The organism is Spirillospora sp. NPDC127506 (assembly GCF_040302145.1).
GTDB lineage: Bacteria > Actinomycetota > Actinomycetes > Streptosporangiales > Streptosporangiaceae > Spirillospora.
Genome location: NZ_JBEORG010000006.1, coordinates 201,695 through 227,083, shown reverse-complemented (window position 1 = coordinate 227,083; position 25,389 = coordinate 201,695). Strand labels below are relative to the sequence as shown.

At 72.8% G+C, this 25,389-nt stretch carries 27 protein-coding genes, 1 tRNA gene and 1 pseudogene; 12 read left to right on the top strand and 17 right to left on the bottom strand.

From position 1 onward, the window contains the following. Positions 1-43 precede the first annotated feature (43 nt). Genes ABTW95_RS09520 through ABTW95_RS09500 form a run of 5 tightly spaced genes read right to left on the bottom strand, consistent with a single transcriptional unit; the run spans position 44 to position 6,607 of the window. Positions 44-664: an isochorismatase family protein gene (locus ABTW95_RS09520; protein ID WP_500225912.1), complete on the bottom strand. Its 621-nt coding sequence runs from the start codon at positions 662-664 to the stop codon at positions 44-46. Continuing rightward, positions 661-2,556 carry a hydantoinase B/oxoprolinase family protein gene (locus ABTW95_RS09515; RefSeq protein ID WP_396449479.1) on the bottom strand — a complete coding sequence of 632 codons (1,896 nt, stop codon included), beginning with the start codon at positions 2,554-2,556 and terminating at the stop codon, positions 661-663. The genes ABTW95_RS09520 and ABTW95_RS09515 overlap by 4 nt, the downstream gene beginning before the upstream one ends. Continuing rightward, positions 2,556-4,616: a hydantoinase/oxoprolinase family protein gene (locus tag ABTW95_RS09510; protein ID WP_396449478.1), complete on the bottom strand. Its 2,061-nt coding sequence runs from the start codon at positions 4,614-4,616 to the stop codon at positions 2,556-2,558. The genes ABTW95_RS09515 and ABTW95_RS09510 overlap by 1 nt, the downstream gene beginning before the upstream one ends. Before the next feature lie 41 nt (positions 4,617-4,657). Beyond that, the gene (locus ABTW95_RS09505; protein ID WP_396449477.1) at positions 4,658-5,881 is read right to left on the bottom strand and encodes a CaiB/BaiF CoA transferase family protein; all 1,224 of its coding nucleotides are present in this window, start codon (positions 5,879-5,881) and stop codon (positions 4,658-4,660) included. After that, the gene (locus ABTW95_RS09500) at positions 5,882-6,607 is read right to left on the bottom strand and encodes a GntR family transcriptional regulator (protein ID WP_500225909.1); all 726 of its coding nucleotides are present in this window, start codon (positions 6,605-6,607) and stop codon (positions 5,882-5,884) included. 128 nt (positions 6,608-6,735) lie between these two features. Here ABTW95_RS09500 and ABTW95_RS09495 point away from each other — a divergent pair, with 128 nt between their 5' ends. Continuing rightward, positions 6,736-7,626 carry a hydroxymethylglutaryl-CoA lyase gene (locus ABTW95_RS09495; RefSeq protein WP_500225907.1) on the top strand — a complete coding sequence of 297 codons (891 nt, stop codon included), beginning with the start codon at positions 6,736-6,738 and terminating at the stop codon, positions 7,624-7,626. A 3-nt stretch (positions 7,627-7,629) separates the two neighbouring features. On the opposite strand, the gene ABTW95_RS09490 is transcribed toward ABTW95_RS09495, so the two are convergent. Together ABTW95_RS09490 and ABTW95_RS09485 are read right to left on the bottom strand one after the other, a co-directional pair. Then, positions 7,630-8,055 carry a VOC family protein gene (locus ABTW95_RS09490; RefSeq protein WP_500225905.1) on the bottom strand — a complete coding sequence of 142 codons (426 nt, stop codon included), beginning with the start codon at positions 8,053-8,055 and terminating at the stop codon, positions 7,630-7,632. A 2-nt stretch (positions 8,056-8,057) separates the two neighbouring features. Further along, a complete protein-coding gene (locus tag ABTW95_RS09485) occupies positions 8,058-8,510 on the bottom strand; it encodes an ATP-binding protein (protein WP_500225904.1) in 453 nt (150 codons plus the stop codon). A 200-nt stretch (positions 8,511-8,710) separates the two neighbouring features. Here ABTW95_RS09485 and ABTW95_RS09480 point away from each other — a divergent pair, with 200 nt between their 5' ends. Next, positions 8,711-9,526, top strand: coding sequence for an SAM-dependent methyltransferase (locus ABTW95_RS09480; protein ID WP_500225902.1), 816 nt, complete (start codon positions 8,711-8,713; stop codon positions 9,524-9,526). 16 nt (positions 9,527-9,542) lie between these two features. Here the strand turns inward: ABTW95_RS09480 and ABTW95_RS09475 are convergent, their stop codons facing one another. Then, a complete protein-coding gene (locus ABTW95_RS09475; RefSeq protein WP_396449471.1) occupies positions 9,543-9,926 on the bottom strand; it encodes a CoA-binding protein in 384 nt (127 codons plus the stop codon). A 155-nt stretch (positions 9,927-10,081) separates the two neighbouring features. On the opposite strand from ABTW95_RS09475, the gene ABTW95_RS09470 reads away from it, so the two are divergent. The 5 genes and pseudogenes from ABTW95_RS09470 (at position 10,082) to ABTW95_RS09450 (ending at position 13,981) form a co-directional block, all read left to right on the top strand. Beyond that, positions 10,082-11,200 carry a cysteine--tRNA ligase gene (locus tag ABTW95_RS09470; RefSeq protein ID WP_500225900.1) on the top strand — a complete coding sequence of 373 codons (1,119 nt, stop codon included), beginning with the start codon at positions 10,082-10,084 and terminating at the stop codon, positions 11,198-11,200. A 101-nt stretch (positions 11,201-11,301) separates the two neighbouring features. After that, on the top strand, positions 11,302-11,769 hold the full coding sequence (locus tag ABTW95_RS09465; protein WP_396449469.1) for a universal stress protein: 468 nt from the start codon (positions 11,302-11,304) through the stop codon (positions 11,767-11,769). A gap of 15 nt (positions 11,770-11,784) precedes the next feature. Further along, positions 11,785-11,877, top strand: a pseudogene (locus ABTW95_RS09460) (zinc-binding dehydrogenase); the annotation flags it as partial. Positions 11,878-11,948: 71 nt separating this feature from the next. Further along, a complete protein-coding gene (locus tag ABTW95_RS09455) occupies positions 11,949-13,331 on the top strand; it encodes a DUF1990 family protein (RefSeq protein WP_500225898.1) in 1,383 nt (460 codons plus the stop codon). After that, positions 13,328-13,981 (top strand): DUF1990 family protein, encoded by a 654-nt coding sequence (locus tag ABTW95_RS09450; RefSeq protein WP_500225897.1) that lies wholly within the window; start codon positions 13,328-13,330, stop codon positions 13,979-13,981. Before ABTW95_RS09455 ends, ABTW95_RS09450 begins: the two co-directional genes overlap by 4 nt. Here the strand turns inward: ABTW95_RS09450 and ABTW95_RS09445 are convergent. The 5 genes from ABTW95_RS09445 to nagA all read right to left on the bottom strand — a co-directional run bounded on the left by ABTW95_RS09445 (position 13,949) and on the right by nagA (position 17,216). After that, positions 13,949-14,167 (bottom strand): HD domain-containing protein, encoded by a 219-nt coding sequence (locus tag ABTW95_RS09445; RefSeq protein ID WP_500225895.1) that lies wholly within the window; start codon positions 14,165-14,167, stop codon positions 13,949-13,951. The genes ABTW95_RS09450 and ABTW95_RS09445 overlap by 33 nt on opposite strands. A gap of 376 nt (positions 14,168-14,543) precedes the next feature. Beyond that, positions 14,544-14,617: transfer RNA gene (locus tag ABTW95_RS09440), tRNA-Ala, on the bottom strand. 47 nt (positions 14,618-14,664) lie between these two features. Then, a complete protein-coding gene (sepX, locus tag ABTW95_RS09435; RefSeq protein ID WP_396451866.1) occupies positions 14,665-15,192 on the bottom strand; it encodes a divisome protein SepX/GlpR in 528 nt (175 codons plus the stop codon). Between the two features lie 215 nt (positions 15,193-15,407). Further along, positions 15,408-16,037, bottom strand: a complete 630-nt coding sequence (locus tag ABTW95_RS09430) for a GNAT family N-acetyltransferase (protein WP_396451864.1) — start codon at positions 16,035-16,037, stop codon at positions 15,408-15,410. 36 nt (positions 16,038-16,073) lie between these two features. Then, positions 16,074-17,216, bottom strand: coding sequence for an N-acetylglucosamine-6-phosphate deacetylase (nagA, locus tag ABTW95_RS09425; protein ID WP_500225932.1), 1,143 nt, complete (start codon positions 17,214-17,216; stop codon positions 16,074-16,076). A 99-nt stretch (positions 17,217-17,315) separates the two neighbouring features. Here nagA and ABTW95_RS09420 point away from each other — a divergent pair, with 99 nt between their 5' ends. Further along, entirely contained in the window at positions 17,316-18,056 is a 741-nt protein-coding gene (locus ABTW95_RS09420) for a VOC family protein (protein ID WP_396453893.1), read from the top strand. Positions 18,057-18,065: 9 nt separating this feature from the next. On the opposite strand, the gene ABTW95_RS09415 is transcribed toward ABTW95_RS09420, so the two are convergent. Genes ABTW95_RS09415 through galU form a run of 4 tightly spaced genes read right to left on the bottom strand, consistent with a single transcriptional unit; the run spans position 18,066 to position 21,168 of the window. Next, complete coding sequence (locus tag ABTW95_RS09415) at positions 18,066-18,533, bottom strand: MogA/MoaB family molybdenum cofactor biosynthesis protein (RefSeq protein ID WP_396451867.1); 468 nt, start codon at positions 18,531-18,533, stop codon at positions 18,066-18,068. 8 nt (positions 18,534-18,541) lie between these two features. Continuing rightward, on the bottom strand, positions 18,542-19,009 hold the full coding sequence (moaC, locus tag ABTW95_RS09410; RefSeq protein ID WP_396451861.1) for a cyclic pyranopterin monophosphate synthase MoaC: 468 nt from the start codon (positions 19,007-19,009) through the stop codon (positions 18,542-18,544). Further along, entirely contained in the window at positions 19,006-20,214 is a 1,209-nt protein-coding gene (gene glp, locus ABTW95_RS09405) for a molybdotransferase-like divisome protein Glp (RefSeq protein WP_396451859.1), read from the bottom strand. Before glp ends, moaC begins: the two co-directional genes overlap by 4 nt. Positions 20,215-20,241: 27 nt before the next feature. After that, positions 20,242-21,168, bottom strand: coding sequence for a UTP--glucose-1-phosphate uridylyltransferase GalU (gene galU, locus ABTW95_RS09400; RefSeq protein ID WP_396453892.1), 927 nt, complete (start codon positions 21,166-21,168; stop codon positions 20,242-20,244). A 33-nt stretch (positions 21,169-21,201) separates the two neighbouring features. Here galU and ABTW95_RS09395 point away from each other — a divergent pair, with 33 nt between their 5' ends. The 4 genes from ABTW95_RS09395 to ABTW95_RS09380 all read left to right on the top strand — a co-directional run bounded on the left by ABTW95_RS09395 (position 21,202) and on the right by ABTW95_RS09380 (position 25,099). Continuing rightward, entirely contained in the window at positions 21,202-21,783 is a 582-nt protein-coding gene (locus ABTW95_RS09395; RefSeq protein ID WP_396453891.1) for a 5-formyltetrahydrofolate cyclo-ligase, read from the top strand. A gap of 252 nt (positions 21,784-22,035) precedes the next feature. Next, entirely contained in the window at positions 22,036-23,025 is a 990-nt protein-coding gene (locus ABTW95_RS09390; protein ID WP_500225893.1) for an NAD(P)-dependent oxidoreductase, read from the top strand. 103 nt (positions 23,026-23,128) lie between these two features. Beyond that, positions 23,129-24,613 (top strand): potassium/proton antiporter, encoded by a 1,485-nt coding sequence (locus ABTW95_RS09385; protein ID WP_396453889.1) that lies wholly within the window; start codon positions 23,129-23,131, stop codon positions 24,611-24,613. Positions 24,614-24,751: 138 nt separating this feature from the next. Next, positions 24,752-25,099, top strand: coding sequence for an FmdB family zinc ribbon protein (locus ABTW95_RS09380; RefSeq protein WP_500225891.1), 348 nt, complete (start codon positions 24,752-24,754; stop codon positions 25,097-25,099). The last annotated feature ends 290 nt before the right edge of the window (positions 25,100-25,389 follow it).

The following is a 25,389-nucleotide window of genomic DNA, read 5'->3' as shown; positions in this document are numbered from 1 at the left end:
CCCGCGGGCGAAGGCGGCACGCCGCAGGCCGGCGACCGGCCGGTCAGCCGATCAGCTTCAGCGCCCGGTCCAGTGAGATCACGTCGGCGTACTTGGCCTGCAGGTCGAGCAGGTTGGCCTCGTGCAGGCGCCGGTCGCGGTCGCCGCACGCCTCGTCCACCACGAGCGGGCGGAACCCGTGCTGCAGGGCGTCGGTCGCCGTGGCCCGGACGCAGCCGCTCGTGGTCAGCCCGCAGATGAACAGGGTGTCGACGCCGGACGCGGTCAGGGTCGCCGCCAGCGACGTCCCGTGGAACGAGCTCGCGTACTGCTTGGTCACGACCGTCTCCCCCGGCGCGGGGGCGACCCCCTCGGCGAAGTCGCCGAGGGGGCTCCCCTCCTCGAACACCCGCAGCGCCGGGATCTTGCGGCGGAACAGTCCGCCGTCCACGCCGCCGGGCCGGTAACTCACACGCGTGAAGAGCACCGGCAGCCCGGCCGCCCGCCCCGCGCCGATCAGCGACACCGACGCCGCCAGCGCGTCCTCGACCGGGGCGCGCAGCGGCGAGCCGTCCTCCAGGTAGGCGCGGACGAGATCGACCACCAGCACCGCGGGCGACCGGCCGCAGCCGAGGCTCTCCCCGAACCCCGACTCCCGGTAGCCGGCGACGATGTCGCCGGTCATCGCCGCAAAGCGTCGGCGGAGCGGACGTCGACCGGCGGGCGCGGCGCGGGCAGCCCGGTCTCCTCCTCGCAGCGGGCGAGGATCTCCTCCAGCGGCGGGCCCATGTCGAACACGGGGATCTCCGTCCGCTCGGCGGCCTTCTCCGCCCGCAGCCGCTCGGTGGCCTCCTCGTCGAGGACGCCGTCGGCGGTGCAGACGACGCCGTACCCGTCGCGGGCTCCCTCGACGGTCACGAGGCCGCGCAGCACCTCCGTCGCGACCAGCTCGGCGGGACGGGCGAGCGGGTCGCCCCATCCGCCGCCGCCCCAGGTCACGAAGTGCAGCACGTCGCCCGGCGCGACCGGGACGTCGTGGACCTTGCTGGGCAGCACCTCCCGCGTGCCGTCCGCGCGGTCGATCCACTTGCGGCCCCGCTCCCCCGGCCGCCCGCCGTTCACGCCCCACGGGTAGGTCAGCCAGCGGTCGTCGTGGATCGCGATCGTGCCCGGCTCCTCGAAGCAGTAGGCGACGTCCACGCCGTTGCCGCCCCGGTGCAGGCCGGCGCCGCCGGAGTCGGCGATCGTCTCCCACCGCTCGATGCGCAGCGGGTAGTACGACTCCAGGTACTCGCAGGGGATGTTGACGAACGACGGCCACAGCGAGTGCCCGTCCGGGCCGTCCCCGACCGGGCGCCCCGGCACGCCGCCGAACCCGATCGAGTACAGCTGGAACCACTCGCCCTCGCGCGGACCGGACGTGTAGTGCCCGGAGTACATGAAGTGCGGCGAGGACGAGAACCCGGCCGCGTTCAGGATCTCCGGGTTGGTCTGCCCGAGCAGCCCGCCGAACAGGTCGAACACCCGGCCGATGCCGTGGTTGCGGGCGTTCAGCGCGGCGGGGTGGCGCGGCTTCCAGAACGAGTCCTCGGGGATCGTCACGTCGATCAGCGGGTAGAAGCCGTCGTTCCACAGGATCTGCGGGTCGGCGACGGTGATCACGTAGATCCCGAAGAACATCCGGACGAGGTTCTCGTTGATGAAGTAGTTCACCGGCCCGACCGCCTGCGGCGCGGCGTGGCTGAAGTCCAGGTGGACCTTCTCGCCGTGCCGGGTCAGCGAGATCTTCAGCTCGTAGGGGCCGTAGCCGCAGCCGTCGTCGCAGATGTAGTCGGCGAACTCCAGCGTCTGCCCGTCCTCGAACAGGGTCGCGAGCAGCACCTTCATCGCCTGGTAGTTGCGGTCGAGCAGGGCGTCCAGCGCGGACAGGTACGTCTCGACGCCGAACCGGTCGCACAGCTCGTTCACCCGCCGCGCCGCCGTCGTGCAGGCCGCGACGAGGCCGTTCAGGTCGGCGCGGTTCCAGTCGGGCATCCGCACCTGGTTCAGGATGATGCGCAGCGCCGCCTCGTTCAGCTCCCCGCCCTCGTAGAGCTTGAACGGCGGGACGACCACGCCCTCCTCGTAGATGGTGCGGGCGTCGGCGGGCATCGAGCAGGGCGTCTTGCCGCCCACGTCCGACATGTGGCCGAACATCGACGACCAGCCCACGAGCCGGCCCCGGTGGTAGATCGGCACGACCAGCAGCCAGTCGTTGGCGTGGCTGATCGCCGCGCCGCACGCGTACGGGTCGGACGTCATCAGGATGTCGCCCTCGCCGATCGTCCCGTCGAAGTTGTCCAGGAAGTCCGGCACCGAGAGCCCGAACTGGCCGACCACCATCTTCCCGGACGGGTCGGCGATCAGCGGGAACTCGTCGTGCTGCTCGCGGATGCCCGGGGACAGCGCGGTGCGGAACAGCACCTCGTCCATCTCGTAGCGCGCGTTGCGCAGCGCGTTCTCGATGATGTCCAGGGTGACCGGGTCGACGTCGACCCGGCCGACCGGCTCGGTGGTGGTCTGCAGGATCTCGGCCATCAGCCCTCCTCAGTGGGACGGATCAGCAGGCTGCCGCTCGGGTGCACGGTCGCGGCGTGCCCGGGCAGGACGAGGGTGGTGGAGTCCATCTCGACCACGACGGCCGGGCCGGTCACCACGTCCCCCGCGCGCAGCTTCGCGCGGTCGTAGATGCGGGCGGGCACGTGCGCGCCGTCCATCCACACCTCGGTCTCGCGGACCAGCGCCCCGGACGGGTCGCCGTCCCCCTCCGGCAGCGTCCGCCAGGCGACCTCCGGGCGCGGCCCGCTGACCGTCACCCGCAGGTTGATCACTTCGCGCTCGTTGTCGAGCAGGAACGAGAACAGCCGCTTGTGCTCGGCGTCGAACGCGGCGCCGAGCTCGGTGAGCAGGTCGCCGTCCACGGTCTCGCGGTCGATCTCGACGGGGATCTCGAAGCCCTGGCCGTGGTAGCGCAGGTCGATCTGGTACGTCGCGGTCTGGCTGCCGCGCGGGACGCCCTCCGACTCCAGGCGCGCGGCGGCCGCGTCCTCCAGTTCGGCGAGCACGGCGCGCAGCTCGGCGTCGTCGAGGGTGGAGAAGCGGCGCACCATCGTGCGGGCGCTCTCGTCGCGGGCGCAGGTCGTGGCGTCCCCGTAGGCGCACAGGACGCCCGGCGACGGCGGCACGATCACCGGCCACGAACCGGTCAGCCTGCCGAGCGCGTTCGCGTGCAGCGGCCCCGCCCCGCCGAACGACATCAGCGCGAAGTCGCGCGGGTCGAAGCCCTGCTGGACGCTGATCAGCCGCAGCGCGCCCAGCATGTTCTCGTTGACGATGTCGATGATCCCCGCCGCAGCCGCCTCCACGCTCGGCAGGCCCATCGCCTCGGCGATGCCGCCCACCGCCTTGCGGGCGGCCTCCACGTCCAGCGTGATCTCCCCGCCGGCGAGCTCCGTCGGCAGGTACCCGAGGACGACGTTCGCGTCGGTCACCGTGGGGTCGGTGCCGCCCGCGCCGTACGCGGCCGGGCCCGGGTCGGCGCCCGCCGACTGCGGCCCGACCCGCAGCGCCTTGGTCAGCTCGGGGACGTGCGCGATCGATCCGCCGCCGGCGCCGACGCTGCGGACGTCCACGCTGGTCGCCCGGACGGTCAGGTCGCCGACGCTGGTCTCCCGGCCGATCCGGGGGCGCCCGCCGAGGACCAGCGCCACGTCCGTGGACGTGCCGCCCATGTCGAACGTGAGGAAGTCGCGGTACCCGGCCTGCTCGGCGAACCACACCGCGCCGGTCACACCGCCCGCCGGGCCCGACAGCAGCAGCGCCACCGGGTCCTCGGCCGCCTTCGCCGCCTGCGTCAGCCCGCCGTCGCTGCGCAGCACCGCGAGCGGCGCCGCGATCCCGCTGCCGGTCAGCGACCGGTCGAGGTTGCTCACGTACCGGGCGACCTCCGGCTGCACGTAGCTGTTCGCCACGGTCGTGACGGTCCGCTCGTACTCCCGCATCTCCGGCAGGACGCGGCTGGACAGCGACACCGGGACGCCCGGCAGCTCCTCGGCGGCCAGCTCGCCGAGCCGCCGCTCGTGCTCGTCGTTGGCGTAGGAGTTGATCAGCGAGATCGTGAGCGCCTCGATGCCGGCCCCGGCGAGGCGGCGCAGCTCGGCGCGGGCGCGGTCCTCGTCCAGCGGGGCGACGACCGAGCCGTCGGCGGCGATCCGGCCGGGGACCTCGACCGTGTGCTCCAGCCGGGCGAGCGGCTCGGGCTTCGGCCAGATGATCCAGCCGGCCAGCCCGCCCGGCACGAACGACCGGGCGATCTGCAGCACCTGCCGGAACCCCTGGGTGGTCACCAGCCCGACCCGCGCGCCCCTGCCCTGCAGGATCGCGTTGGTCGCCACCGTCGTGCCGTGCAGCACGTGCGCCACCTCGGACAGCTCGATCCCGGCGTCCCGGCACACCTTGCGGATGCCGTTGAGGACGCCCTCGGACTGGTCCGCCGGGGTGGACGCGGTCTTGGCGCGGTGGCTGACCCCGGTCTCCTCGTCCACCAGCAGCACGTCGGTGAACGTGCCCCCTACATCGACGCCTAGGCGATAACCCATGCCGGCCTCCCGATGCCGTGCTCGATCATTTCGGCTCGCTTCTAGATGGCTCCGCGCTCGGCCAGCGCGGCGATCTCGTCTTCTCGGAGGTCCAGGAGGCCGCCGTACACCTCCCGGTTGTGCTCGCCGAGCGCCGGGCCGGGGTGGCGCACCGCCCCGGGCGTCTCGCTGAGCTTGGGGAACGCGTTGTGCATCGGGAGCTCCCCGAAGTCGGGGTGGGCGAGGCGCACGATCGCCTCGCGGGCCGCGAAGTGCGGGTCCTCGAACATGTCCTTGGCGGTGTAGATGCGGCCGGCCGGGACGCCGCCCTCGTGGAGGGTCTCCAGCAGATCGGCGGTCTCGAGCGTCGCCGACCAGGCGGAGATCAGCTCGTCCAGCTCGGCCATGTTGCGGCCCCGCGCGGCGTGCCCGGCGAACCGGGGGTCGTCGGCCAGCTCGGGGCGGCCCATCGTCTTGGCGAGCCGCGCGAACACGGTGTCCTGGTTGGCGGCGATCAGGATCATCTCGCCGGACGCGGTCGGGTACACGTTGCTGGGCGACACGTTCGGCAGCACCGACCCGGTGCGCTCCCGCTGGTAGCCGGCGACGGCCCACTCGGGCAGCAGCGACTCCATCATCGCCAGCACCGCCTCGTAGATGGCGGAGTCGACGACCTGGCCGCGGCCGGTGTTGCCGCGGTGGTGGACGGCGGCGAGCGCGCCGATCGTCGCGAACACGGCGGCGAGCGAGTCGCCGAGCGAGATCCCGGCGCGGGACGGCGGGTTGCCCGGGTCGCCGGTCACGTAGCGGATGCCGCCCATCGCCTCGCCGATCGACCCGTATCCGGCGCGCGGCGCGTAGGGGCCGCTCTGCCCGAACCCGGACACGCGGACGAGGATCAGCCCCGGGTTCCGCTCGCGGAGGGACTCGAAGTCCAGCCCCCAGCGCTCCAGCGTGCCCGGGCGGAAGTTCTCCACCACGATGTCGGCGCGCTCGATGATCCGGCGCGCCAGGTCCTGCCCCTCGGCGGTGCGCAGGTTGCAGGTGACCGACTTCTTGTTGCGGGCGACCACCGGCCACCACAGGGACTTGCCGTGCGGCTTCTCCCGCCCCCACTGGCGCATCGGGTCGCCCGTCCCCGGCGACTCCAGCTTGATCACCTCGGCGCCGAAGTCGCCGAGCAGCTGGCCGCAGAACGGCCCGGCGAGCAGCTGCCCCATCTCCACCACCCGCAGGTCGGCGAGCGGTCCCCGGGCGTCCCGCGGGGCGCCGTCGTGCGTTGACATCTAGCGGATCCTCGTTTCGGTCGCGTCGTCCCGGCCGTCCGTGCCGTCTGTGCCGTCCTGGCCGCCGGTGTCGTCCCGGTCGCCGGCCGGCGCTTGGTCGCGGGCGGCGCGCAGCAGCACCGCCTTCGCGGCGAGCACATGGGCCCGCATCACCGACTCGGCCCAGGTGCCGTCGGCCGCCCGCAGCGCGGCCACCAGCTCCCGGTGGTGGGCGCAGCTGCGGGCGAGGTCGTCCGGCGAGTACCGGTGGAAGGTGCGCATGACCAGCGGGAGCTGCACGACGGCGTTGAGCATCGACACCAGCCGGGCGCTGGCCGCGGCGGCGCGGACGATGCCGTGGAACTCGGCGTTCAGCTCGGCGACCCGGTCGAGGTCCTGGCCGTCGCCCGCGGCGGTGGCCCGCTCCATGAGGTCGCACAGCTCGGCCATGCGGTCGGCGTCCTTGCCTTCGATGCGGGTGGCGGCGCGGCGCGCGGCGGCGCCCTCCAGCAGCATCCGCAGGTCGTAGATCTCCTCCAGGTCCTCCGGCGTCCAGTCCGGGACGCGGGCGCCGCGGTGCGGCAGGACCTCGACCAGCCCCTCGACCTCCAGCCGGCGCAGCGCCTCGCGGACCGGCGTCCGGCTGGAGCCGGTCTGCTCGGCCAGCTCGGCCTCGCCGAGCCGCGCGCCGGGCGGGTGGACGCCGTCCAGGATGTCGGCGCGCAGCCGCGTGTACACACGGTCCACGGCACGGACCATCCGAACCCCCTCGTTCCGTTGATTGCATGCAAGATATGCATTGAGGTCGCTTGACACAAGAGTCTGACCTGAACGATTCTGCAGAGCATTCGCGCATTGCATACAAGGGATGGCCGATGGCGAGCGTCGAACTGATCGAGGTGGGCCCCCGGGACGGGCTGCAGAACGAGGCCGCGGTCCTGCCCGCGTCCGACAAGGTGCGGCTGATCGAGCGGAGCGTCGCCGCCGGGCTGCGGCGGATCGAGGCGGTCAGCTTCGTCAACCCGAAGCGCGTCCCGCAGATGGCGGACGCCGAGGCCGTGATGGAGCGCGTCCCCCGGTCCGCGGGCGTCCGCTACGCCGGGCTGGTTCTCAACCAGCGCGGGCTCGACCGGGCGCTCGCCGCCGGCGTGGACGAGGTCAACGTCGTGGTCGTCGCCACCGACGAGTTCAGCCGCCGCAACCAGGGCTGCACGGTCGAGGAGGGGGTGGCCAACTGGGCGCGGATCGCCGCCGACGCGCGCGCCGCCGGGCTCTTCCGCACGGTCACGATCGCCGCGTCGTTCGGCTGCCCGTTCGAGGGCGAGGTGCCCGCCGGCCGCATCCTCGACCTGGTGCGGCGGGTCGCCGAGAGCGAGCCCGACGAGATCGCGCTGGCCGACACGATCGGCGTGGGCGTCCCCGCGCAGGTGCGGACGCTGCTGACCGGCGCCGCGGAGGCCGCCCCGGGCGTCCCGCTGCGCTGCCACTTCCACAACACGCGCAACACCGGCTACGCCAACGCCCTCACCGCGCTCGACCACGGGGTGAGCGCGCTGGACGCGAGCACCGGCGGCTTCGGCGGCTGCCCGTTCGCGCCCGCCGCGACCGGCAACATCGCGACCGAGGACCTGCTCTACTCGCTCGACCGCATGGGCGTCGCCACGGGCGTCCGGATGGCCCCGCTCACCGAGACGGCGGCGTGGCTGGGCGAGCGCCTCGGCAGCCCGGTGCCGGCGCTGCTCGGCCGCGCCGGCGGCTTCCCCTGAGCGTCAGCCCTCCGCTGCGGAGGCGTCCCGCTGCAGGAACTCCAGCCGGTTGCCGAGGTTGTCGGACGCGTAGAAGCGGCGATGACCGGGGAAGGCGCCGTCCCATGTCACCTCGACGCCGTGCTCGGCCAGCCGCTCGGCCAGCCCGTCCAGGTCGGCGACCCGGATGCCGGGGTGCGCCTTGCGCGCCGGGCGGAAGCCCTGCTCGACGCCGAGGTGGATCTCCAGGTCGTCGGCGCGCACCCACAGCCCGCCCCGCGCGGCCAGCTCCGGCGGCTTCGCGATCTCGCGCATCCCGAGCGCGTCGACGTAGAAGGCCCGGCAGTCGTCCTCGCTGCCGGGCGGGATGGCGAGCTGCACGTGGTGCAGCCCGAAGGCGAACGGCGACTCGTGATCCGGTCCGTACCCGCGCGCGGAGACCTCGCTCATGATCACATGATCGCACGGGTGAAGTACACCCGGATGGTGGTCCCGCCGGGGCCGGTGTGGATGCGGACCAGATCGGCCAGTTTGTGGACGAGCAGCAGGCCCCGTCCGCCGACCGTGTCGGGCGGGACGGGACGCCGCCCGGCCAGCGGATCGTCGATGTGCCCCGCGTCGCTGACCTCGATGATGAGGTGCGTCGCGTCGTGCCAGAGGCACAGCACGCCGCTGCCGCCGCCGTGCTCGACGGAGTTGGCGGTCAGCTCGCTGACCACGAGCTCGGCGTCCTGGACGCGGTCCTCGTCGAGCCCGGCCGCGGTCGCGCACTGCACGACCATCCCCCGCGCCACCTTCAGCGTGCCCGCGTTGAAGGGCAGCCGCCGCGGCGGGGCGGACGGCTCGGCGGCCTGCGGCGCCCCCCGACCCGGGTGATCGCCGACGCGCTCCCCGCTGCCGGTCATGACCGTCCCTCCGACCGCATCTCTGCCCTGCGGCAATCATGCATGGTACCGAGTGGAAGCGGACGCGGAGCCCGCTTCTGCCGTGGATCTTCCCTGGTCACCGAGGATTAGACACGCCGCCCTCGCGTTCCTCCGGTCCGGGCGGAATGTCCGTCGTACACTGATTGATCATGAACTGAACCCGCCGGGAGGTCCCAACCGTGGACGACGAGCACGTGAAGGGCGGATCCGACGGCGAATCCGCGGGCGACCGGCCCGAGGACGCGACCGTCCCGAGCGTGGCCCGGATGTACGACTATTTCCTCGGCGGCAAGGACAACTACGCCTCCGACCGTGCCGCCGCCAAGAAGGTGCTGGAGGCGCTCCCCACGGTCGAGGGGGTGGCCCGCGCGAACCGGGCGTTCCTGCAGCGCGCCGTCCGCTTCGTCGCCGGTGAGGGCGTCGACCAGTTCCTGGACGTCGGCACCGGCCTCCCCACCCAGGGCAACGTCCATGAGGTGGCGCGGACGGTCCGCCCCGACGCGAAGGTCGTGTACGTCGACAACGACCCCATGGTGGTCGTGCACGCACGGGCGCTGCTCGCCACCGACGCGCAGACCTCGATCGTCCAGGCCGACATGCGCTCCCCCGGGGAGATACTCGACGCCGCCCGCGAGCTGCTCGACTTCTCGCGCCCGGTGTGCCTGCTGTTCGTCGCCGTCCTGCACTTCCTGCCCGACGCCGAGGACCCGGCGGGCAAGATGCGGCGGCTGATCGACGCGGTGCCGCCCGGCAGCCACGTCGTCCTCTCCCACGCGGCCGCCGAGGAGCAGCGCAACATCCGCGTCGGCGAGACCTACCGCTCGGAGTCGGCGAGCGCGCCCCTGGTGGCCCGGACCCGCGACGAGGTCGCCGCGCTCCTCGACGGGCTGACCGTCCTCGACCCGGGAGTCGTCCGCCTGCACGAATGGCGTCCGGCGGGCGGCGAGTACGTCACCGACGCCGGCTGGACGGCCGTGGCGCGCAAGGACGGCTGACCGGCGCGCGGCGGCGTCAGGCGCCGAGGCCGTCCAGCCCGACCAGCCGCATCCCGTGCTCGCGGCAGGCGGCGAGCAGCCCGCGCTCCTGCTCATCGGACAGCTCCGCGCCGGCCACCGCGACGGCGGGCACGCCGGACCGGCCGCACGCCCCCGCCACGCCGGGCACCGCGTACGCGGGGACGGCGATGACCGCGAGGTCGGGCGGCTCGGGCAGGTCGGCGAGCGTCGCCACGCACCGGACGCCGCCCGCGCCGTTCCCGGCGCAGTGCGGGTTCACCGCGTAGACGGAGCCGTCGAAACCACCGCGCAGCAGGCCGTCGAGGACCGTCCCGCCCTCGTGGGACGCCCCGATGACCGCGACGACCCGCGCCCGCACCCCGCCGGAGAGCTCTGCCATGCCCCAAGCCTCTGACGCGGCGGGTCGCGGATCAGGGTCCCAAAGTCCCCTGCGGCCGGGACCAAGGTCCCGGTTCGGTCTTTACCTCCCACTTCGCACACTGGGAGGATGACGGCCTTCTGGGCTTACCGACCATCGTGAGGACCGGAACCCCCGTGGAACTCAACGCACCCGACCGCACCCTCCGGATCGGCGGCCGCCCGCTGCCGGTCGTCGGCCCCGCCCGGATGTACGTCTGCGGGATCACCCCGTACGACGCCACCCACCTCGGCCACGCCCGCACCTTCGTCTGGGCCGACGTCGCGGCCCGCGTCCTGCGGCACGCGGGCGGGGACGTGCGCGTCTGCCGCAACGTCACCGACGTCGACGACGTGCTGTACCAGGCCGCGCACCGCGCCGGCAGCCCCTACGACAGCTTCGCGGCCGTCCAGCAGTACTACTTCGAGCGCGACCTCGACACCCTCGGCGTACGCGCCGTCGACCACCAGCCCCGGGCGCACAACCACGTCCGCGAGGTCATCGCGCTGGCCCAGGGCCTGCTCACCGCGGGCCACGCCTACGTCCGCGACGGCGCCGTGTACTTCCGCGGCGCCGACGCCCGCCGGCGCACGGGCCTGGCCCGCGACGAGGCCCACGCCCTCCTGGCCGAGTACGGGGACGAACCGGATGATCCGCGCAAGGAGCATCCGTTCGACGTCGCCGTGTGGCGCCCGTCCCGCTCGGGCGAACCCGCCTGGCCCAGCCCGTGGGGTCCCGGCCGTCCCGGCTGGCACGCCGAGTGCGCCGCGATGGCCATGACGACCTTCGGCCCGTCCCTCGACCTGCACGCCGGCGGCACCGACCTGCGCTTCCCGCACCACGCCTACGAGTCGGCGATGGCCGAGGCGCTGACCGGCGTGCGCCCCTTCTCCCGCACCTGGCTGCACATCGGCATGGTCCGGCGGGACGGCGTGAAGATGGCCAAGTCGACGGGCAACCTCGTCCTGGTCTCCGACCTGGTCCCCGACCACCCGCCCGCCGCCGTGCGGCTCATGCTGATCACCGCGCCGTGGCACGACGAATGGGACTACACGCCCGGCGTCCTCGACGAGGCCGCCGCCCGCCTGGACCGGCTGCACACCGCCGCCGGCCGCGCCGACCGCTCCCCGGCAGCCGAGGCGGCCGTGACCGAGGCGCTCCTCAGCGACCTCGACGCCCCCGCCGCGCTCGCGGTCGCCGAACAGGAGGGGGGCCGCGCCGCCCGCCTGGCGATGCAGGTGCTCGCCCTCACCTGAACGGACCTTCGTCCCCGCCGCTGAGGACCCTTGGCCATGGGGAGCCCGGTGCGCACGCCGCGAGCATGAGGGGCCGCACCTCACCACCGAGGGAGACATCCTTGAGCACACGGGCACCGCGGCCGGTGCACCCTCCCGCCCCGGCGCGGATCGTCGTCGGGGTGGACGGCTCCCCGGCGTCCCTGACCGCCCTGCACTGGGCCGCCGGCGAGGCGGCGCGGCGGCACGCCGAGATCCTGGCCGTCCGCTCGTGGCACGGCCGCCGCGACCGGCTGATCGCGTCCCTCGACCGGGAACGCGAGCGTGCGCGCCGCGCCCTGGCCGCCGACATCCGGGCCGTCCTGGGCGCCGAGCCCCCCGTGCGCGTCCGGCAGGAGCTGGCCTTCGGCAACCCCGTCCGGACCCTGCTGCACCTGGCGGCGAAGGCGGACCTCCTGGTTCTGGGCGACGCGCCGAGACCCCGCGGACCGGTCAGAACGGCGTGCCTCCGCATGTCCGCCTGCCCGGTGGCGCTGATCCCACCCACGCCGTCGGACCGGCCGGTGAGCCGCCCGGCGTCCGCGCCCTGACACTCAAGCCCGTTTGTCTTCGACCTGACCCTGCCCCTGGAGGACGCCGCCGAGGCGTACAAGGCCATGGACGAACGCCGCGCGATCAAGGCCCTGCTGCGCCCCTGAGGCATGGTTCGCCCTGGTCATCGCGGGTACGCCGCGTCGGTGAAACGCCAGGGGCGGAATCGGGGGACGTGATGCGCATACGTTCGCGGCGCCGCCTGCGCGCGCTGCGCTGGCCCGCGGGCATGGGCCTCGCGACGTGGCGCTGGCTGCGGCGCTCCCGCGGGGTGCCGCGGCGCAGGCTGCGCACGGGGGTCCGCTCGGACGTCGAGCGGCTCCCGCGGCGCGGCGGGGACCGGCTGCAGCACGCCCGGCACGGCGTCGGCCCGCTCTACCAGCGGCGATACACGGTCAGGATCTCCGGCAGCCCGCTGAACGCCGCGCAACTGATCGACCGCCTGGGCGACGACCTCAACGCCGCGTCGCCGGTGGAGATCGCGGTCTTCGACAAGACCTCGGGAACGTCCCGCCCCCTGGAAATGGGGGACGAGTACGTCGTCCACATGCCGGGGCCTTGGAACTGCCCGGTGCGCGTCGTGGAACGCACACCTGTGTCGTTCCGGTTCGCGACGCTCCGCGGCCATCTGGAGGCCGGGGAGATCGAGTTCCGGGCGGCCGATGCCCGGGAGGACGACCTCGTGTTCACAATCGAGTCGTGGGCGCGGAGCGGCGACCGGCTGGCGGAGGTCCTCTACGAGAGAGTGGGCATCGCCAAAGAGATGCAGCTCCACATGTGGGCGCACTTCTGCACCCGGGTCGCCGAGCTGTCCGGCGGCCGCATGGACGGCGACGTGGAGGTCCAGACCGAGCGCGCGGAGGTCTCCGCCCCCGGAAGGCAACTGGTGACCCGGGCGATCACCACGGCATTCGCGCGCACCTTCGCCCTCGCGGCGCGGCTGCGCGACCGCCCCCTGCATCCCAAGGGGCTCGTATTCGACGCCACGCTCGTCCTGCACGGAACGTCCCAGCACTGGGGCGTACCGCTCCTGGACGACCACGCGGAACTGCACGGCGAAGCCCGGCTCTCCCGAGCAGTCGGCCTGCCACCGCCGCTGCCGGATTTCCTGGGCCTGGCACTGCGCTGGCACCAGGCCGGGGATGCCCCCGCGGAACTGCTGCTGGCCACGACCGGACACACCCCGCTGGGCCGCCACCTGCTGCGCCCGGCGACCCACTGGAGCCCGTCCTTCTACAGTTCCCTGCTCCCGTACAGAGCCGGCGACCGCCGCATCCTGCTGGGCGCCGTCGCGCCCGAACCCTCCATCCCGGCCGACCTGGCCGCACTCGCGCACTCCATGGACGAGCCACTACGGCTGACCCTGGTAGTGGCGACCGAGTTCGGCCCCTGGGAACGATTCGGCGAACTGCAACTCCTGAAATCCGCACACAACGACAGCACGCGCTTCAACCCTGCCCGGAACCCCATCCGCGGCCTGCCTCCGGCCGGCCTGTTCCAGCAGGTGCGCGGCCCCACATACGACGCCGTCCAGCAGACCTCCGGGGAGGACGCCCAATGAGCGGCGGGACCCGCGTCCAGCACCGGATGATGCAGCAACGCGCCGCCCTGCACCGGCTCCCCCTGAACTTCGATCCGGACCAGCACGACATGAGCCGCCCGGAGAAAGGCTGGCACGTCGACGACTACCGGCAGCCGCTGCCGCCCGAGCCGCCCGGCCCCCCGGTGCCCGGCGGAAGCTGGGAGATAGCCCGCGACCTGGTGAAGAACTACGCGTACGCCGACCCGGGCATCATCCGCGAGGTCTGCCGCTCGGGACCGCCCGAACCGGGCCAGGACATGCTCCTGCAGGGCCGCTTCTACGGCCTGCGCTTCTACCTGGGCCTGCGCATCGGCAGGGTCGTCGACGGATACATCGAACAGGACGGCCGCCGCGCACGAGTGTGGGGCTGGAACTACCGAACCTTGGAGGGCCACCTAGAACGAGGCCAGATGGACCAAGAGGTACGTAAATGGCTCGACACCGGCGAGGTCGAATTCCACATTCACGTCTTCTCGCAACGAGGCTCCATCCCGAACCCCATAGTCCGCCTGGGCTTCATGCTCTTCGGCCGCCTAACCCAGGTAAGGTTCTACGCCCGAGCCTGCCGCCGCATGGAAACCCTAACCAAGGAAGCCCTAACTAAAACCCCCAACAAACAGCCGCGGTGACCCCTTCGCCTCACAGATCGCGGGTGTGGTGGCGAGCAACCTGTCTATCCACGGTCGGGTGTTCTGGTTGCCGTGCTCCCGGTACTCGATGGCCTGGATGAGGCACTCAAGCTCGTCGGCGTCGCGAGCGCACATCGCCTCGGGACTGACCTTGCCTTCGTACTCCGCGACGGCGCCTGTGATCATCGCGGTGACCACCTCCGGCAGGCCGCGCGTCTGACGCTCGGTGATCGGCGATGTTCTCGGGATCCTTCACGCCCGCCACAAGCCAGCCAGTGCGCTTGTAGCGCTTGAGAGCCCGATCTCGTACAGGAAACCCGCCAGCCGCTCCGTCTCGTTCGCCATCCTCACTCGACGGGGGGCCACGCGGAAGGCCCTGCGGAAGCTCGGCAAGCGACTCGGCTTGGGCCGTAGCTGTATTTCGCTGCCATACGGAGATCAAAAAGGCCGGTTCCCAGTGTGGGACCGGCCTTTGACCATCGGGGGTCCGGGGGTGTCCCCCGGTTGAATACAGCGGGCCACCAGGGAAGACGCAAAGCGTCGACCAGGGTGGCCCGACTCGTGGAGCTGAGGGGATTTGAACCCCTGACCCCCTCGATGCGAACGAGGTGCGCTACCGGACTGCGCCACAGCCCCGAGGACTCCGTAAGGTTAGCAAACATCGGGGAGTGCTCGCGCACCTGTTATTCGCCGACGGCGCGGCGGTCGTCGGCGTACTGGTCGAAGACCTCGTCGGGGGTGATGAGGTCGATGACCTCGGCCGGTTCGGCGGCCTCGGCGGCGCGGCGGGCCTCCAGGGCGCGGGCGCGGGCCGCGGCGCGGGCCTTGGCGGCGGCGCGGCGGCGGGCCGCGTCCATGCCGACGGCGACGCGGAGCAGCGCCAGGTGGCCGGCCAGCAGGGCCGCCGGAGGCGGGACGACCCACCAGGGCGCGACGCCGGACGCGGCGACGGCGACGGCGGTGAGGACCAGGGCGGTCAGGCCCGCGGTGCGGCGGCGGCGCCGGGCGATGACGGCGGCCCGGGTCACCCGGCGGCGGGGCCGGGGTTCCGGGGCCTCTTCGGGAAGCGTTTCCTCCGCCTCGTCCTCGTCGGGACGCTTGTGGAGAAGGCGGGAGATACCGGTCGTCTCGGTGTCGCGGCGCAGCCACATCGGCACGAGGACGATCGCCCAGACGGCGACGATGGCGAGATAGAGGACTGCGCTGCTCACCGGCCCCACCGTCCCAGGGCACGCTTAACAGGCGGGCCGACTTTCGGCGCGCGAACGTGCAATGGGAGCAGGGTCACGCCCCGCACGGTACGAGGGGGTGTCAGAGGTTGACGAGCATAAGGGGCGGTGTGTCGCGAGATCGATCTCGCCGTTACTCTCCGTTTGCCGGGCCTTCTCGATCGCAGGATTCTTACGGAGGGAAAGTCACGGCCGGCTCATGTGCGGCGGGGAAATGCCTGTTTGCGCTCGGCGAGCCAGCGTGCGCGCAGGCCACCGGGCACGTCCTCGACGGTGAGGGCGTAGCAGATGTGGTCGCGCCAGGCCCCGTCGATGTGCAGGTGGCGGCGCCGAATTCCCTCTTCCCGGAATCCCAGCTTTTCGACGACGCGGCGGCTCGCGGTGTTCTCCGGGCGGATATTGGCTTCGAGGCGGTGGAGTCCGACGGTGAAGAAACAGTGGTCCACGGCGAGCGCGACGGCGGTGGGAATGACGCCGCGTCCGGCGACCCGTTTGTCCACCCAGTAGCCGATCTGCGCGGAACGGGCGGAGCCCCAGACGATCGCGCCGATGGTGAGCTGACCGGCGAATTCGTCCTCGTGCGTGACGACCCAGGGCAGCGCGAGGCCCTGGCGGGCCTCGCGGCGCATGGTGTGGACCATGCTGAGGTACGGCCCGAGGCCGCTGCGGAACAGCGGCGTCTCGGGGTTGGTGGGCTCCCACGGGCGGAGCCAGTCGGCGTTGCGGACCCGCAGCTCACGCCACACGGCGGCATCGCGGTGCCGCAGCGGGCGCAGCCCGACGGGACCCTCGGTCAGCGTGACCGGCCATCCCCGTAAACGTTCCACGGTTCCATGATTCCCTGGGCGGACCTCTGGACGCCATCAATTGTCGCCGAGAATTCGGGCACGCGGGACGATCGTGCCCTGTTTCATCACCTGGAGGACGCGCAGGTCGCCGTCCAGGACGGCGTCCTTGCCGGGCTCCAGGGAGCCGCAGCGGTCGGCGACGCCGAGCGCGCGCGCCGGGGTGAGGGACGCCGCGCGCACGGCGTCCTCGATGGGGATGCCGACGTCGGTGACGGCGCGGCGGAACGCGTCCGCCATCGTGATCGTGCTCCCGGCGATGGTCGTCCCGCCGGCGAGCGTGGCGCGGCCGCCGCGCACCTGGACGTCCATGACGCCGAGGCGGTAGTCGCCGTCGCCCATCCCGGCGGCGGCCATGGCGTCGGTGATCAGCGCGACGCGGGGTCCGGCGGCGGCGAAGGCGAGGCGGGCCACGGCGGGCTCCACGTGGACGCCGTCGTTGATCAGCTCGACGGTGACGCGGGGGTCGTTCAGCGCGGCGGCGACCGGCCCGCCCTCGCGGTGGTGCAGCGGCCGCATGGCGTTGAACAGGTGGGTGGCGACGCGGGCGCCGGCGGCGAACGCGGCGCGGACGGTGTCGCCGGCGGCCTCGGTGTGGCCGACGGCCGCGATGACGCCCGAGCCCGCGGCCTCCCGCACCAGGTCGAGGGCGCCGGGCAGTTCCGGGGCGAGGGTGATCATGCGGACGTGTCCCCGGCCGAGCCGGACGAGCCGGCGGAACTCGGCGAGGTCGGGAGCGCGCAGCAGCGCGGGGTCGTGGGCGCCGCAGCGGTCGCGGGACAGGTAGGGGCCTTCCAGGTGGATGCCGGCGATCACTCCGTCGGCGGCGAGGTCCGCCAGGCCGGTCACGGCGTCCGCGAGTTCGCGCTCGTCGCCGGTGACGAGGCTGGCCATCGTGGTCGTGGTGCCGTGGGCCAGGTGGAAGGACGCGGCGCGGCGGGCCCGGTCGGGACGCTGGTAGGACGCGCCCGCCCCGCCGTGGACGTGCATGTCCACGAAGCCGGGGACGACGTAGCGTCCGGCGAGGTCGATCTCGTCACCGGCGGCCGCTGTCGTGATCTTGCCGTCCGCGATGTGGAGGTCGCCGTGGCGGACGCCGTCCGGCGTCACGATCCGGGCGTTGGTGAGGATCGTCCCGCGAGGGGGCTCGTCCTCCGGCATGGAATCCTCTCGGTGCACGCATGTGATGGTCGCACGGCGCGGACGCGCAGGTAAGGCGTGACTTCGCCGTCCTGTCCGGGCGTACATAGGATCGCCGTCATGGCTGCACGGCTGGTTCAGATCGCGATGAACGCCCAGGACGACTCTGTGGTCGGCCGGTTCTGGGCGGAGGCGCTCGGCTGGAGCATCGACAGCGAAGGACCGGGCGTGACCAACCTCGAACCCGAGGGCTTCGACTATCCCGACCCGAGCGCCCTCTGCATCGACGTCCTTCGCGTTCCGGAACCCAAGACGGGGAAGAACCGGGTGCACATCGACCTCGCCACGACGTCCGCGACCCACCAGGCGGACCTGGTCGCGCGGCTGCGGGATCTCGGCGCGACGCCCGCCGACATCGGCCAGGGGGACGTCCCGTGGACGGTCCTCGCCGACCCGGAGGGCAACGAGTTCTGCGTGCTGGAGCCCCGCCCGGTCTACCAGGACACCGGGCCGGTCGCCGCGGTGGTGGTCGACTGCGCGGATCCGCGGGCCATGGCCCGGTTCTGGGGCGAGGCGATGGACTGGACCGTCCACGAGGTGGCCGGCGAGCACGCGACACTGCGCTCCTCCAAGGGCGTGGGGCCGTACCTCGAATTCCTCCGCACGCCCGACGTGAAGACCGTGAAGAACCGCGTCCACCTGGACCTGCGGCCGTACCGCGGCGACGATCCCGCGGTCGAGGTGGCGCGGCTGAAGGCGCTCGGCGCCACCGACGCCGACGTCGGCCAGGGCGACGACGTCCCGTGGACGGTCCTGGCCGACCCGGAGGGCAACGAGTTCTGCGTCCTCGGCCCGCGCTGACCTCCCGCGTCAAGGGCGGGGGTGGTCGCCGCCCTTGATCTGGTCCAGGGCGTGGGTCAGGACGCGGCCCAGCACCGTCATGCCGTCGCGGACGCCGCCGGTCGAGCCCGGGAGGTTCACGATGAGGGTGCCGCCCGCGACGCCGGCGAGGCCGCGGGAGAGGATCGCGGCGGGCACCTTCTCGCGGCCCTCCAGCCGGACGGCCTCCGCGATGCCCGGTATCTCCCATTCGAGGACCCGGCGGGTCATCTCCGGGGTCTGGTCGGTCGGGGTGAGGCCCGTCCCGCCCGTCGTGACGACGACGTCGTAGCCGGCGGCGACCGCGTCGCGCAGCGTCTCCTCGACCGGGTCGCCGTCGGGGATCACGACGGGGCCGTCCACCTGGCAGCCGAGGTCCTCCAGCATCTCGACCAGGACAGGCCCGGATTTGTCGGCGTATACGCCTGCGGCGGCGCGGTTCGAGACGGTCACCGCCATCGCCCTGGTCAACGCCGCCACACCCCCGTCTTGCCGCCGGTCTTCTCCTCGACCCGCACGTCGGTGATCACCGCGGCCGGGTCGACGGCCTTCACCATGTCGATCAGGGCGAGCGCGGCGACGCTGACGGACGTGAGCGCCTCCATCTCGACGCCGGTGCGGTCGGCCGTGCGGGCGACCGCCTTGATCGCCACGCCGTCGTCCCGGATCTCCAGGTCGACCGTGACGCCGTGCAGCGCGATGGGGTGGCACAGGGGGACGAGGTCGGGGACGCGCTTGGCCCCCATGATCCCGGCGATGCGGGCCACGGACAGGGCGTCGCCCTTGGGGATGTCGCCGGCGCGCAGCAGGGCGACGCACTCGGGCGACAGCCGGACGAAACCCGTCGCCGTCGCGGTCCGGGCGGAGACGTCCTTGGCCGACACGTCGACCATGCGGGCCGATCCCGTGGCGTCCAGGTGGGTGAACTCTGTCAAGACGGCAACCTCAGCACGTTGACGTGGGAACCGGCCGGCATGGCCTCGACGTCCTCCGGAAGCTCGATGAGCGCGTTCGCCGACGAGAGGGAGCCCAGCTGGTGCGAGCCCTGCACCTCGGCGGCGGTGACGCTGTAGGAGCCGCGTCCGAACGTCAGCCTGCCGCGCAGGAAGTGGCGAAGCCCCGCAGGCGACGTGACGTCCTCGGCCAGGACCGCGCTCACGGTGGGCAGCGGCTCCGGCGCCAGCCCCTGCATGGCGAGCAGCGCGGGACGCACGAAGACCTGGAACGAGACGTAGGCGCTCACCGGGTTTCCAGGCAGCGTGAACACGGGCGTGCCTTCGAGGAGGCCGAACCCCTGCGGCTTGCCGGGACGCATGGCCACCTTGTGGAAACCCACCGTCCCCGTGCCGGTGAGCACTTCCTTGACGACGTCCCTGGTGCCCATGGAGACGCCGCCGGTGGTGACGATGGCGTCGGCCCGGACGAGCTGGTCGTGGAGCATCTCCAGGACCTTCCCCGGCTCGTCCTCGACGGTCGCCTGCCGGAAGCCCACGCCGCCCGCCTCGACCACGGCGGCGGTGAGCATGAAGCTGTTCGACTCCCAGATCTGGCCCGGGGCCAGCGTGGAGCCGGGTTCGCGCAGCTCGTCGCCGGTGGCGACGACCACCACGCGGGGTTTCGGGCGCACCGTCACCCGGGGCCGTCCCACCGCCGCGAGCATGCCGATCTGCGGCGCGGTGAGCCGCGTGCCCGCCTCCGCGACGACCTGCCCGGCGAGGACGTCCTCGCCGGACCGCCGGATGTAGTTCCCCGGCGGCGCCGCGCGGAAGACCTTGACGGTGGCGTTCCCGCCGTCCGTCCACTCGACCGGGACGACCGCGTCGGCGCCGGCGGGCAGCGGCGCGCCCGTCATGATCCGCGCGGTCAGGCCGGGCCGGATCGCCGAGACGCCGGAGTCGCCCGCGACGATGTCGCCGACGACGGGCAGCGCGACCGGGGCCGCGTCGGTGGCGGCCGCGATGTCGGACGCGACCACGGCGTAGCCGTCCATCGCCGAGTTGTCGAACGGCGGCAGCGGCACCGGCGCGGACACGGGCTCGGCGAGTACCGTGCCCTGCGCCTCCAGCAGCGCCAGGTCGAGCGGCGGCAGCACCTTCACGCTGCCGAGGATCTCCGTCAGATGCTCATCGACCGTTCTCATGACCACGCTCCCCAGTGTGGCGGGCCGTCACGCGCCGCCCGCGTCCCCCACGCCGTGCTCCCGCTGGACGAATTCGCGCAGCCACGGGATGAACTCCGGCGCCAGATCGGGGCGTTCCGCCGCGAACTGGACGACCGTCCGCAGGTACTCCAGCTTGTTGCCGGTGTCGTAGCGGCGGCCGCGGAACTTCACGCCGTAGACCGTCCCGCCCTGGTCGGCGGGCATGTCGGCGAGGGTGCGCAGCGCGTCGGTCAGCTGGATCTCGCCGCCGCGCCCGGGCGGGGTCTTCTCCAGGACGTCGAACACCGCGGGATCGCAGACGTACCGGCCGATGATGATCCAGTTGCTCGGCGCCTCCTCGGCGGACGGCTTCTCGACGAGGTCGGAGATGCGCACGACGTCGTCCTCGTCCGTCGCCTCGATGGCCGCGCACCCGTACGCGGACACCTGGTCGGGCGCCACCTCCATCAGCGCGATGACGCTGCCGCCGTACTGCTCGCGCACCTCGATCATGCGCCGCAGCAGCTTGTCCCGGGCGTCGATCATGTCGTCGCCGAGCAGCACCGCGAACGGCTCCCGGCCGACGTGCTGGCGCGCGCAGTGCACCGCGTGCCCGAGGCCCTTCGGCTCGCCCTGCCGGACGTAATGCATGATCGCGAGGTCGCTGGACTCGTGCACGGCGTCCAGCCGCTCCTCGTCGCCCTTCGCGCGCAGCGCCTCCTCGAGCTCGTAGGCTCGGTCGAAGTGGTCCTCGATGGACCGCTTGCTGCGGCCGGTGACCATCAGGACGTCGGTGAGGCCGGCGTCGACCGCCTCCTCGACGACGTACTGGATCGCCGGTTTGTCGACGATCGGCAGCATTTCCTTGGGGGTCGCCTTGGTGGCGGGCAAGAATCGGGTACCGAGGCCGGCCGCCGGGACGACCGCCTTGAGCACAGGTGCAATGTCGGCCATGTACCGACCCTAGCCATCCGTGAGGACGACAGCGTGCACGACATCGTTTCGAAGACCGATCTCCGCGCGGAAATGCTGGCCCGGCGTGCGGCGATGCCGGCGGAGGCCCGGTCGGCGGCGGCGCGGCCCATCCGGGACGCGCTGCTGACCGTCCCGGAGGTGGAGATGGCGGGGACGATCGCGGCGTACGCCTCGATCGGCGACGAGCCGGACACCGGGAGCCTGCTGTTCGCGCTGTGGAAGCGCGGCGCGTACGTGCTGCTCCCGCTCCTGCTCCCGGACGGCGACCTCGACTGGGCGTCCTACGAGGGCCCCGACTCGCTCGTCCCCGGGGCGCGCGGGTGCCTGGAGCCGTCCGAGCCGCCGCGCGGGCCGGGCGCCATCGCCGGCGCGGACGTCGTCCTCGTCCCGGCGGTCGCGGTCGACCGGACGGGCGTGCGCCTCGGCCGCGGCGCCGGTTCCTACGACCGGGCGCTCGCGCGCGTCGGCCCGGCGATCCTCACGGTCGCGCTGCTGTACGACGGCGAACTGGTGGACGCGCTGCCGGCCGAGCCGCACGACCAGCGCGTCCGCGCCGCCGTCACGCCGTCCGAGGGCCTGATCCGGCTGAGCTGAGCCGACCGACCCGACCGAGCCGACCGGGCCGAGTCGACTGAACCGAGCCGACTGAACCGACCCGGCCGAACCGACCGGACCGAGCCCGCCGGGCTGAGCCAGTCCGCTGGGTCGAACTCGCCGGGCTGAGCCCGCCGGGGTTGAGCCGCCGTGCCCGGACGGCGGGCTCATAGGCTGGGAGGCACAAGATCGCGTAGCGGGCGCGCCTCGGCGGCCGGCACGCGGTGCGCAGGGGTTCTTGGGGAGGTCGAGATGACGGCGCCGTGGCGGATCCTGTCCCTGGCCCCGATCGGGCGGGAGACCGTCCGCGCCATGTTCGAGCCGCTCGGCGGCGCCGCCGAGGTGGTGTTCCCGGCGACCCGGGACCGCGCCGGCCTCCTCGCCGCCCTCCCGTCCGCCGACATCGTGATCGCCGACTTCTCGCACGGGCTCGTGCTGGACGCCGAGGCCGTGGCGGCCGCGCGGCGGCTGTCGTTCGTCCAGGTGCCCGCGGTCGGCGTCGACCGCCTCGACCTCGCCGCGCTGACCGCCGCGGACGTCCCGGTGGCGAACGCGGCCGGCTTCAACGCGCGCTGCGTCGCCGAATGGGTGCTCGGGGCGGCGCTCGCGCTGTGCCGGAACCTCGCCTGGGGCGACCGGGCGGTCCGCGCGGGCGGGTGGCCGCAGGCGGAGATGGCCGCGCGCGACCCGCGGGAGATCCACACGCAGCGGGTCGGCATCGTCGGGTTCGGGTCGATCGGCGCCGAGGCGGCGCGGCTGTTCGCGGCGCTGGGCTGCGCGGTCTCGTACTGGACGAGGCGGCGGCGCCCCGAGGCGGCGGCGACGTACCGGGAGCTGGACGCGCTGGTGGCGGCGTCCGACATCCTCGTCCTCGCCCTGCCGCTGACGGACGAGACCAGGGGCATGATCGGCCCGGCCCGCCTCGCGCTGCTGCCGGAGAGGGCGCTGCTGGTCAACGTGGCGCGCGGCGGCATCGCGCCCGACGACGCCGTGCTCGCCGCCCTGGAGTCGGGGCGGCTGGCGGGCGCGGCCCTCGACGTGTTCGACCGGGAGCCGCTGCCGCCGGACCATCCGCTGCGCTCCCGCGAGGACGTCCTGCTGTCGCCGCACGCCGCCGGGTCGTCCGTCCAGTCGCGGCGGAACCTCATCGCCGCGGTGCGCGACAACGTCACCGCCGCTGTACAGGGACGGGAGGTGCATAACATAGTCAACGGGGTAAAACCGCAGGTCATTCGGCGATAGTGCCGGTTTCCGACATGCCGTCCATCAACACAAAGTGGGCGATCGACCGTTGAATCTGTAGGATTCCTAAACGTTCAACTTTGACGACCCCGAAGGGTGGGATGTGCATCTCGACATCTGGCTACTCCTCGGGGCCACGCTCGTACTCTGCGCCATCATCGCGGTCAGGCTGTCCCACAAGGCGGGACTCCCGACCCTGCTGGCGTACATGGGCCTCGGCCTTTTCATCGGCGAGTCCGGCCCCCTCCACATCCACTTCGACAACGCCGAACTGGCCGAGACCCTCGGCCTCGCCGCCCTCGTCCTGATCCTCTACGAGGGCGGCATCACCACCGCCTGGCGGCGCATGCGGCCGGCGGTGCCCGTCGCGATCAGCGTGTCCTTCTTCGGCACCCTGATCAGCATCGCCGTGCTGGCGGTCGCCGCCATGTGGCTCGTCGGCATGGACTGGCGGCCCGCGTTCCTGCTCGGCGCCGTGCTCGCGCCCACCGACGCGGCGGCCGTGTTCTCGGTGCTCCGGCGGCTGCCGCTGCCCTCCCGGCTCATGGGCCTGCTGGAGGGCGAGTCCGGCATGAACGACGCCCCCGTCGTCATCATCGTGGTCACGCTCAGCGCCCACGCCGGCGCGCCCAACCTGGTCGAGCTGCTCGGCGAGATGGTGTACGAGCTGGCGGCCGGCGCCGTCATCGGCATCGCGATCGGCTGGCTCGGCGCGCAGGCGCTGCGCCGCATCGCCCTGCCCGCGTCGGGCCTCTACCCCATCGCGGTGCTGTCGCTGGCCGTCGGCTCCTACGGCGCGGCCTCGCTGCTGCACGCCAGCGGGTTCCTCGCCGTCTACGTCAGCGCCGTCGTGCTCGGGAACGCGCGGCTGCCCCACCGGCCCGCCACGCGCGGCTTCGCGGAGGGCGTCGGCTGGCTCGCGCAGATCGGGCTGTTCGTCATGCTCGGGCTGCTGGCCGACCCCGGCGACCTCCCCGACCAGGTCCTTCCCGCGCTCATCGTCGGGTTCGTGCTGCTGCTCGTCGCCCGCCCGGTGTCGGTGGCGCTGTCCACGGTCGGGTTCAAGCTGACCTGGGGCGAGAAGATCTTCACGTCCTGGGCCGGGCTGCGCGGCGCGGTCCCGATCGTCCTCGCGACCATCCCGATGGTCGCGGACGTCCCCAGCGCCGACCGGCTGTTCGCGATCGTCTTCAACATCGTCGTCCTGTTCACCCTGATCCAGGGCCCCACGCTGCCGCTGGTCGCGCGCTGGTGCCGGCTGAAGAACGACGAGCAGGCCCGGGAGCTGGACGTGGAGGCGGCGCCGCTGGAGGAACTGCACGCCGACCTGCTGGAGGTCCGGATCCCGCCCGACTCGCTGATGAGCGGCGTGGAGATCTTCGAGCTGCGGCTGCCGCCGGGCGCGGCCGTCACCCTCGTCGTGCGGAACGGGTCGAGCTTCGTCCCGGAGCCCTCCACGCCCCTCGCGGCGGGCGACACGCTCCTGGTCGTCACCACCGACGCGGTGCGGGAGGCGACCGAACGCCGGCTGCGCGCGGTCAGCCGCAAGGGCAGGCTCGCGGGCTGGTTCGGCGAGACCGGCGCCTGACCTTCGCGGACGGTTCCCTGACCGACTCGGGAACAGGCCGGGGACGAACCGCGTTCCAGACGCGGGTACCATTAGCAGTCGTTCAGAGTGAGTGCCAGTCCGCGGACCTCCGCCGGGCTGAGTCAGCTAGGAGGAACCGTGCCGACGTATCAGTACGTTTGCACCGAGTGCGGCGAGCCTCTGGAGGTCGTGCAGAAGTTCAGCGACGACTCGCTGACCGAATGCCCGGCGTGCGGCGGCAGGCTCCGCAAGGTGTTCTCCGCGGCGGGGATCATCTTCAAGGGGTCGGGCTTCTACCGCACCGACAGCCGCGGCTCGGGCACGTCGTCCTCGACCGTGGGGGCCTCGTCGAACGGCTCGTCCAACGGCTCGGCGAACGGTTCGTCCGGCTCGTCCGACTCGGGCAGTTCCTCCTCGTCCTCCAGTGACTCCTCCTCGTCGAGCAAGTCGTCCAGCACGTCCTCCTCGTCCGAAAAGGTCGCCTGACCTCCTAGGACTCCCGCACGGCCGACCGGGGGATCCCACCGCGGATCCTCCGGCTTTCGGCGTGCCGGGACGCGGTCTACATCTCAAGGGGTAGACCGCGGTCCTCTCCTGCCCCGAGAGAAGTAGGCGCGTTCCCTTCTCTCGCTGGACGCGCGAACGGGTGCCTCCTGGCGACGATTGAGGGGATGGGAGGCGCCCGCCGGCCTCTCCCGTCCGGAACGCTCGCATCCGCACCGCCGCAATCTCGCGATAGTACTTGACATCCTCTCGGCAACCGAGAGAATATGCGG

What these genes read in the sequence shown, in the direction of transcription:
- ABTW95_RS09420 (WP_396453893.1), top strand. Translation starts at nt 17,316, where the DNA reads ATGGCTGCACGGCTGGTTCAGATCGCGATGAACGCCCAGGACGACTCT.
- ABTW95_RS09520 (WP_500225912.1), bottom strand. Translation starts at nt 664, where the DNA reads ATGACCGGCGACATCGTCGCCGGCTACCGGGAGTCGGGGTTCGGGGAG.
- ABTW95_RS09415 (WP_396451867.1), bottom strand. Translation starts at nt 18,533, where the DNA reads ATGGCGGTGACCGTCTCGAACCGCGCCGCCGCAGGCGTATACGCCGAC.
- ABTW95_RS09490 (WP_500225905.1), bottom strand. Translation starts at nt 8,055, where the DNA reads ATGAGCGAGGTCTCCGCGCGCGGGTACGGACCGGATCACGAGTCGCCG.
- glp (WP_396451859.1), bottom strand. Translation starts at nt 20,214, where the DNA reads ATGAGAACGGTCGATGAGCATCTGACGGAGATCCTCGGCAGCGTGAAG.
- ABTW95_RS09450 (WP_500225897.1), top strand. Translation starts at nt 13,328, where the DNA reads ATGAGCGGCGGGACCCGCGTCCAGCACCGGATGATGCAGCAACGCGCC.
- galU (WP_396453892.1), bottom strand. Translation starts at nt 21,168, where the DNA reads ATGGCCGACATTGCACCTGTGCTCAAGGCGGTCGTCCCGGCGGCCGGC.
- ABTW95_RS09485 (WP_500225904.1), bottom strand. Translation starts at nt 8,510, where the DNA reads ATGACCGGCAGCGGGGAGCGCGTCGGCGATCACCCGGGTCGGGGGGCG.
- nagA (WP_500225932.1), bottom strand. Translation starts at nt 17,216, where the DNA reads ATGCCGGAGGACGAGCCCCCTCGCGGGACGATCCTCACCAACGCCCGG.
- ABTW95_RS09445 (WP_500225895.1), bottom strand. Translation starts at nt 14,167, where the DNA reads ATGATCACAGGCGCCGTCGCGGAGTACGAAGGCAAGGTCAGTCCCGAG.
- ABTW95_RS09475 (WP_396449471.1), bottom strand. Translation starts at nt 9,926, where the DNA reads ATGGCAGAGCTCTCCGGCGGGGTGCGGGCGCGGGTCGTCGCGGTCATC.
- ABTW95_RS09495 (WP_500225907.1), top strand. Translation starts at nt 6,736, where the DNA reads ATGGCGAGCGTCGAACTGATCGAGGTGGGCCCCCGGGACGGGCTGCAG.
- ABTW95_RS09390 (WP_500225893.1), top strand. Translation starts at nt 22,036, where the DNA reads ATGACGGCGCCGTGGCGGATCCTGTCCCTGGCCCCGATCGGGCGGGAG.
- ABTW95_RS09505 (WP_396449477.1), bottom strand. Translation starts at nt 5,881, where the DNA reads ATGTCAACGCACGACGGCGCCCCGCGGGACGCCCGGGGACCGCTCGCC.
- ABTW95_RS09510 (WP_396449478.1), bottom strand. Translation starts at nt 4,616, where the DNA reads ATGGGTTATCGCCTAGGCGTCGATGTAGGGGGCACGTTCACCGACGTG.
- ABTW95_RS09455 (WP_500225898.1), top strand. Translation starts at nt 11,949, where the DNA reads ATGCGCATACGTTCGCGGCGCCGCCTGCGCGCGCTGCGCTGGCCCGCG.
- ABTW95_RS09515 (WP_396449479.1), bottom strand. Translation starts at nt 2,556, where the DNA reads ATGGCCGAGATCCTGCAGACCACCACCGAGCCGGTCGGCCGGGTCGAC.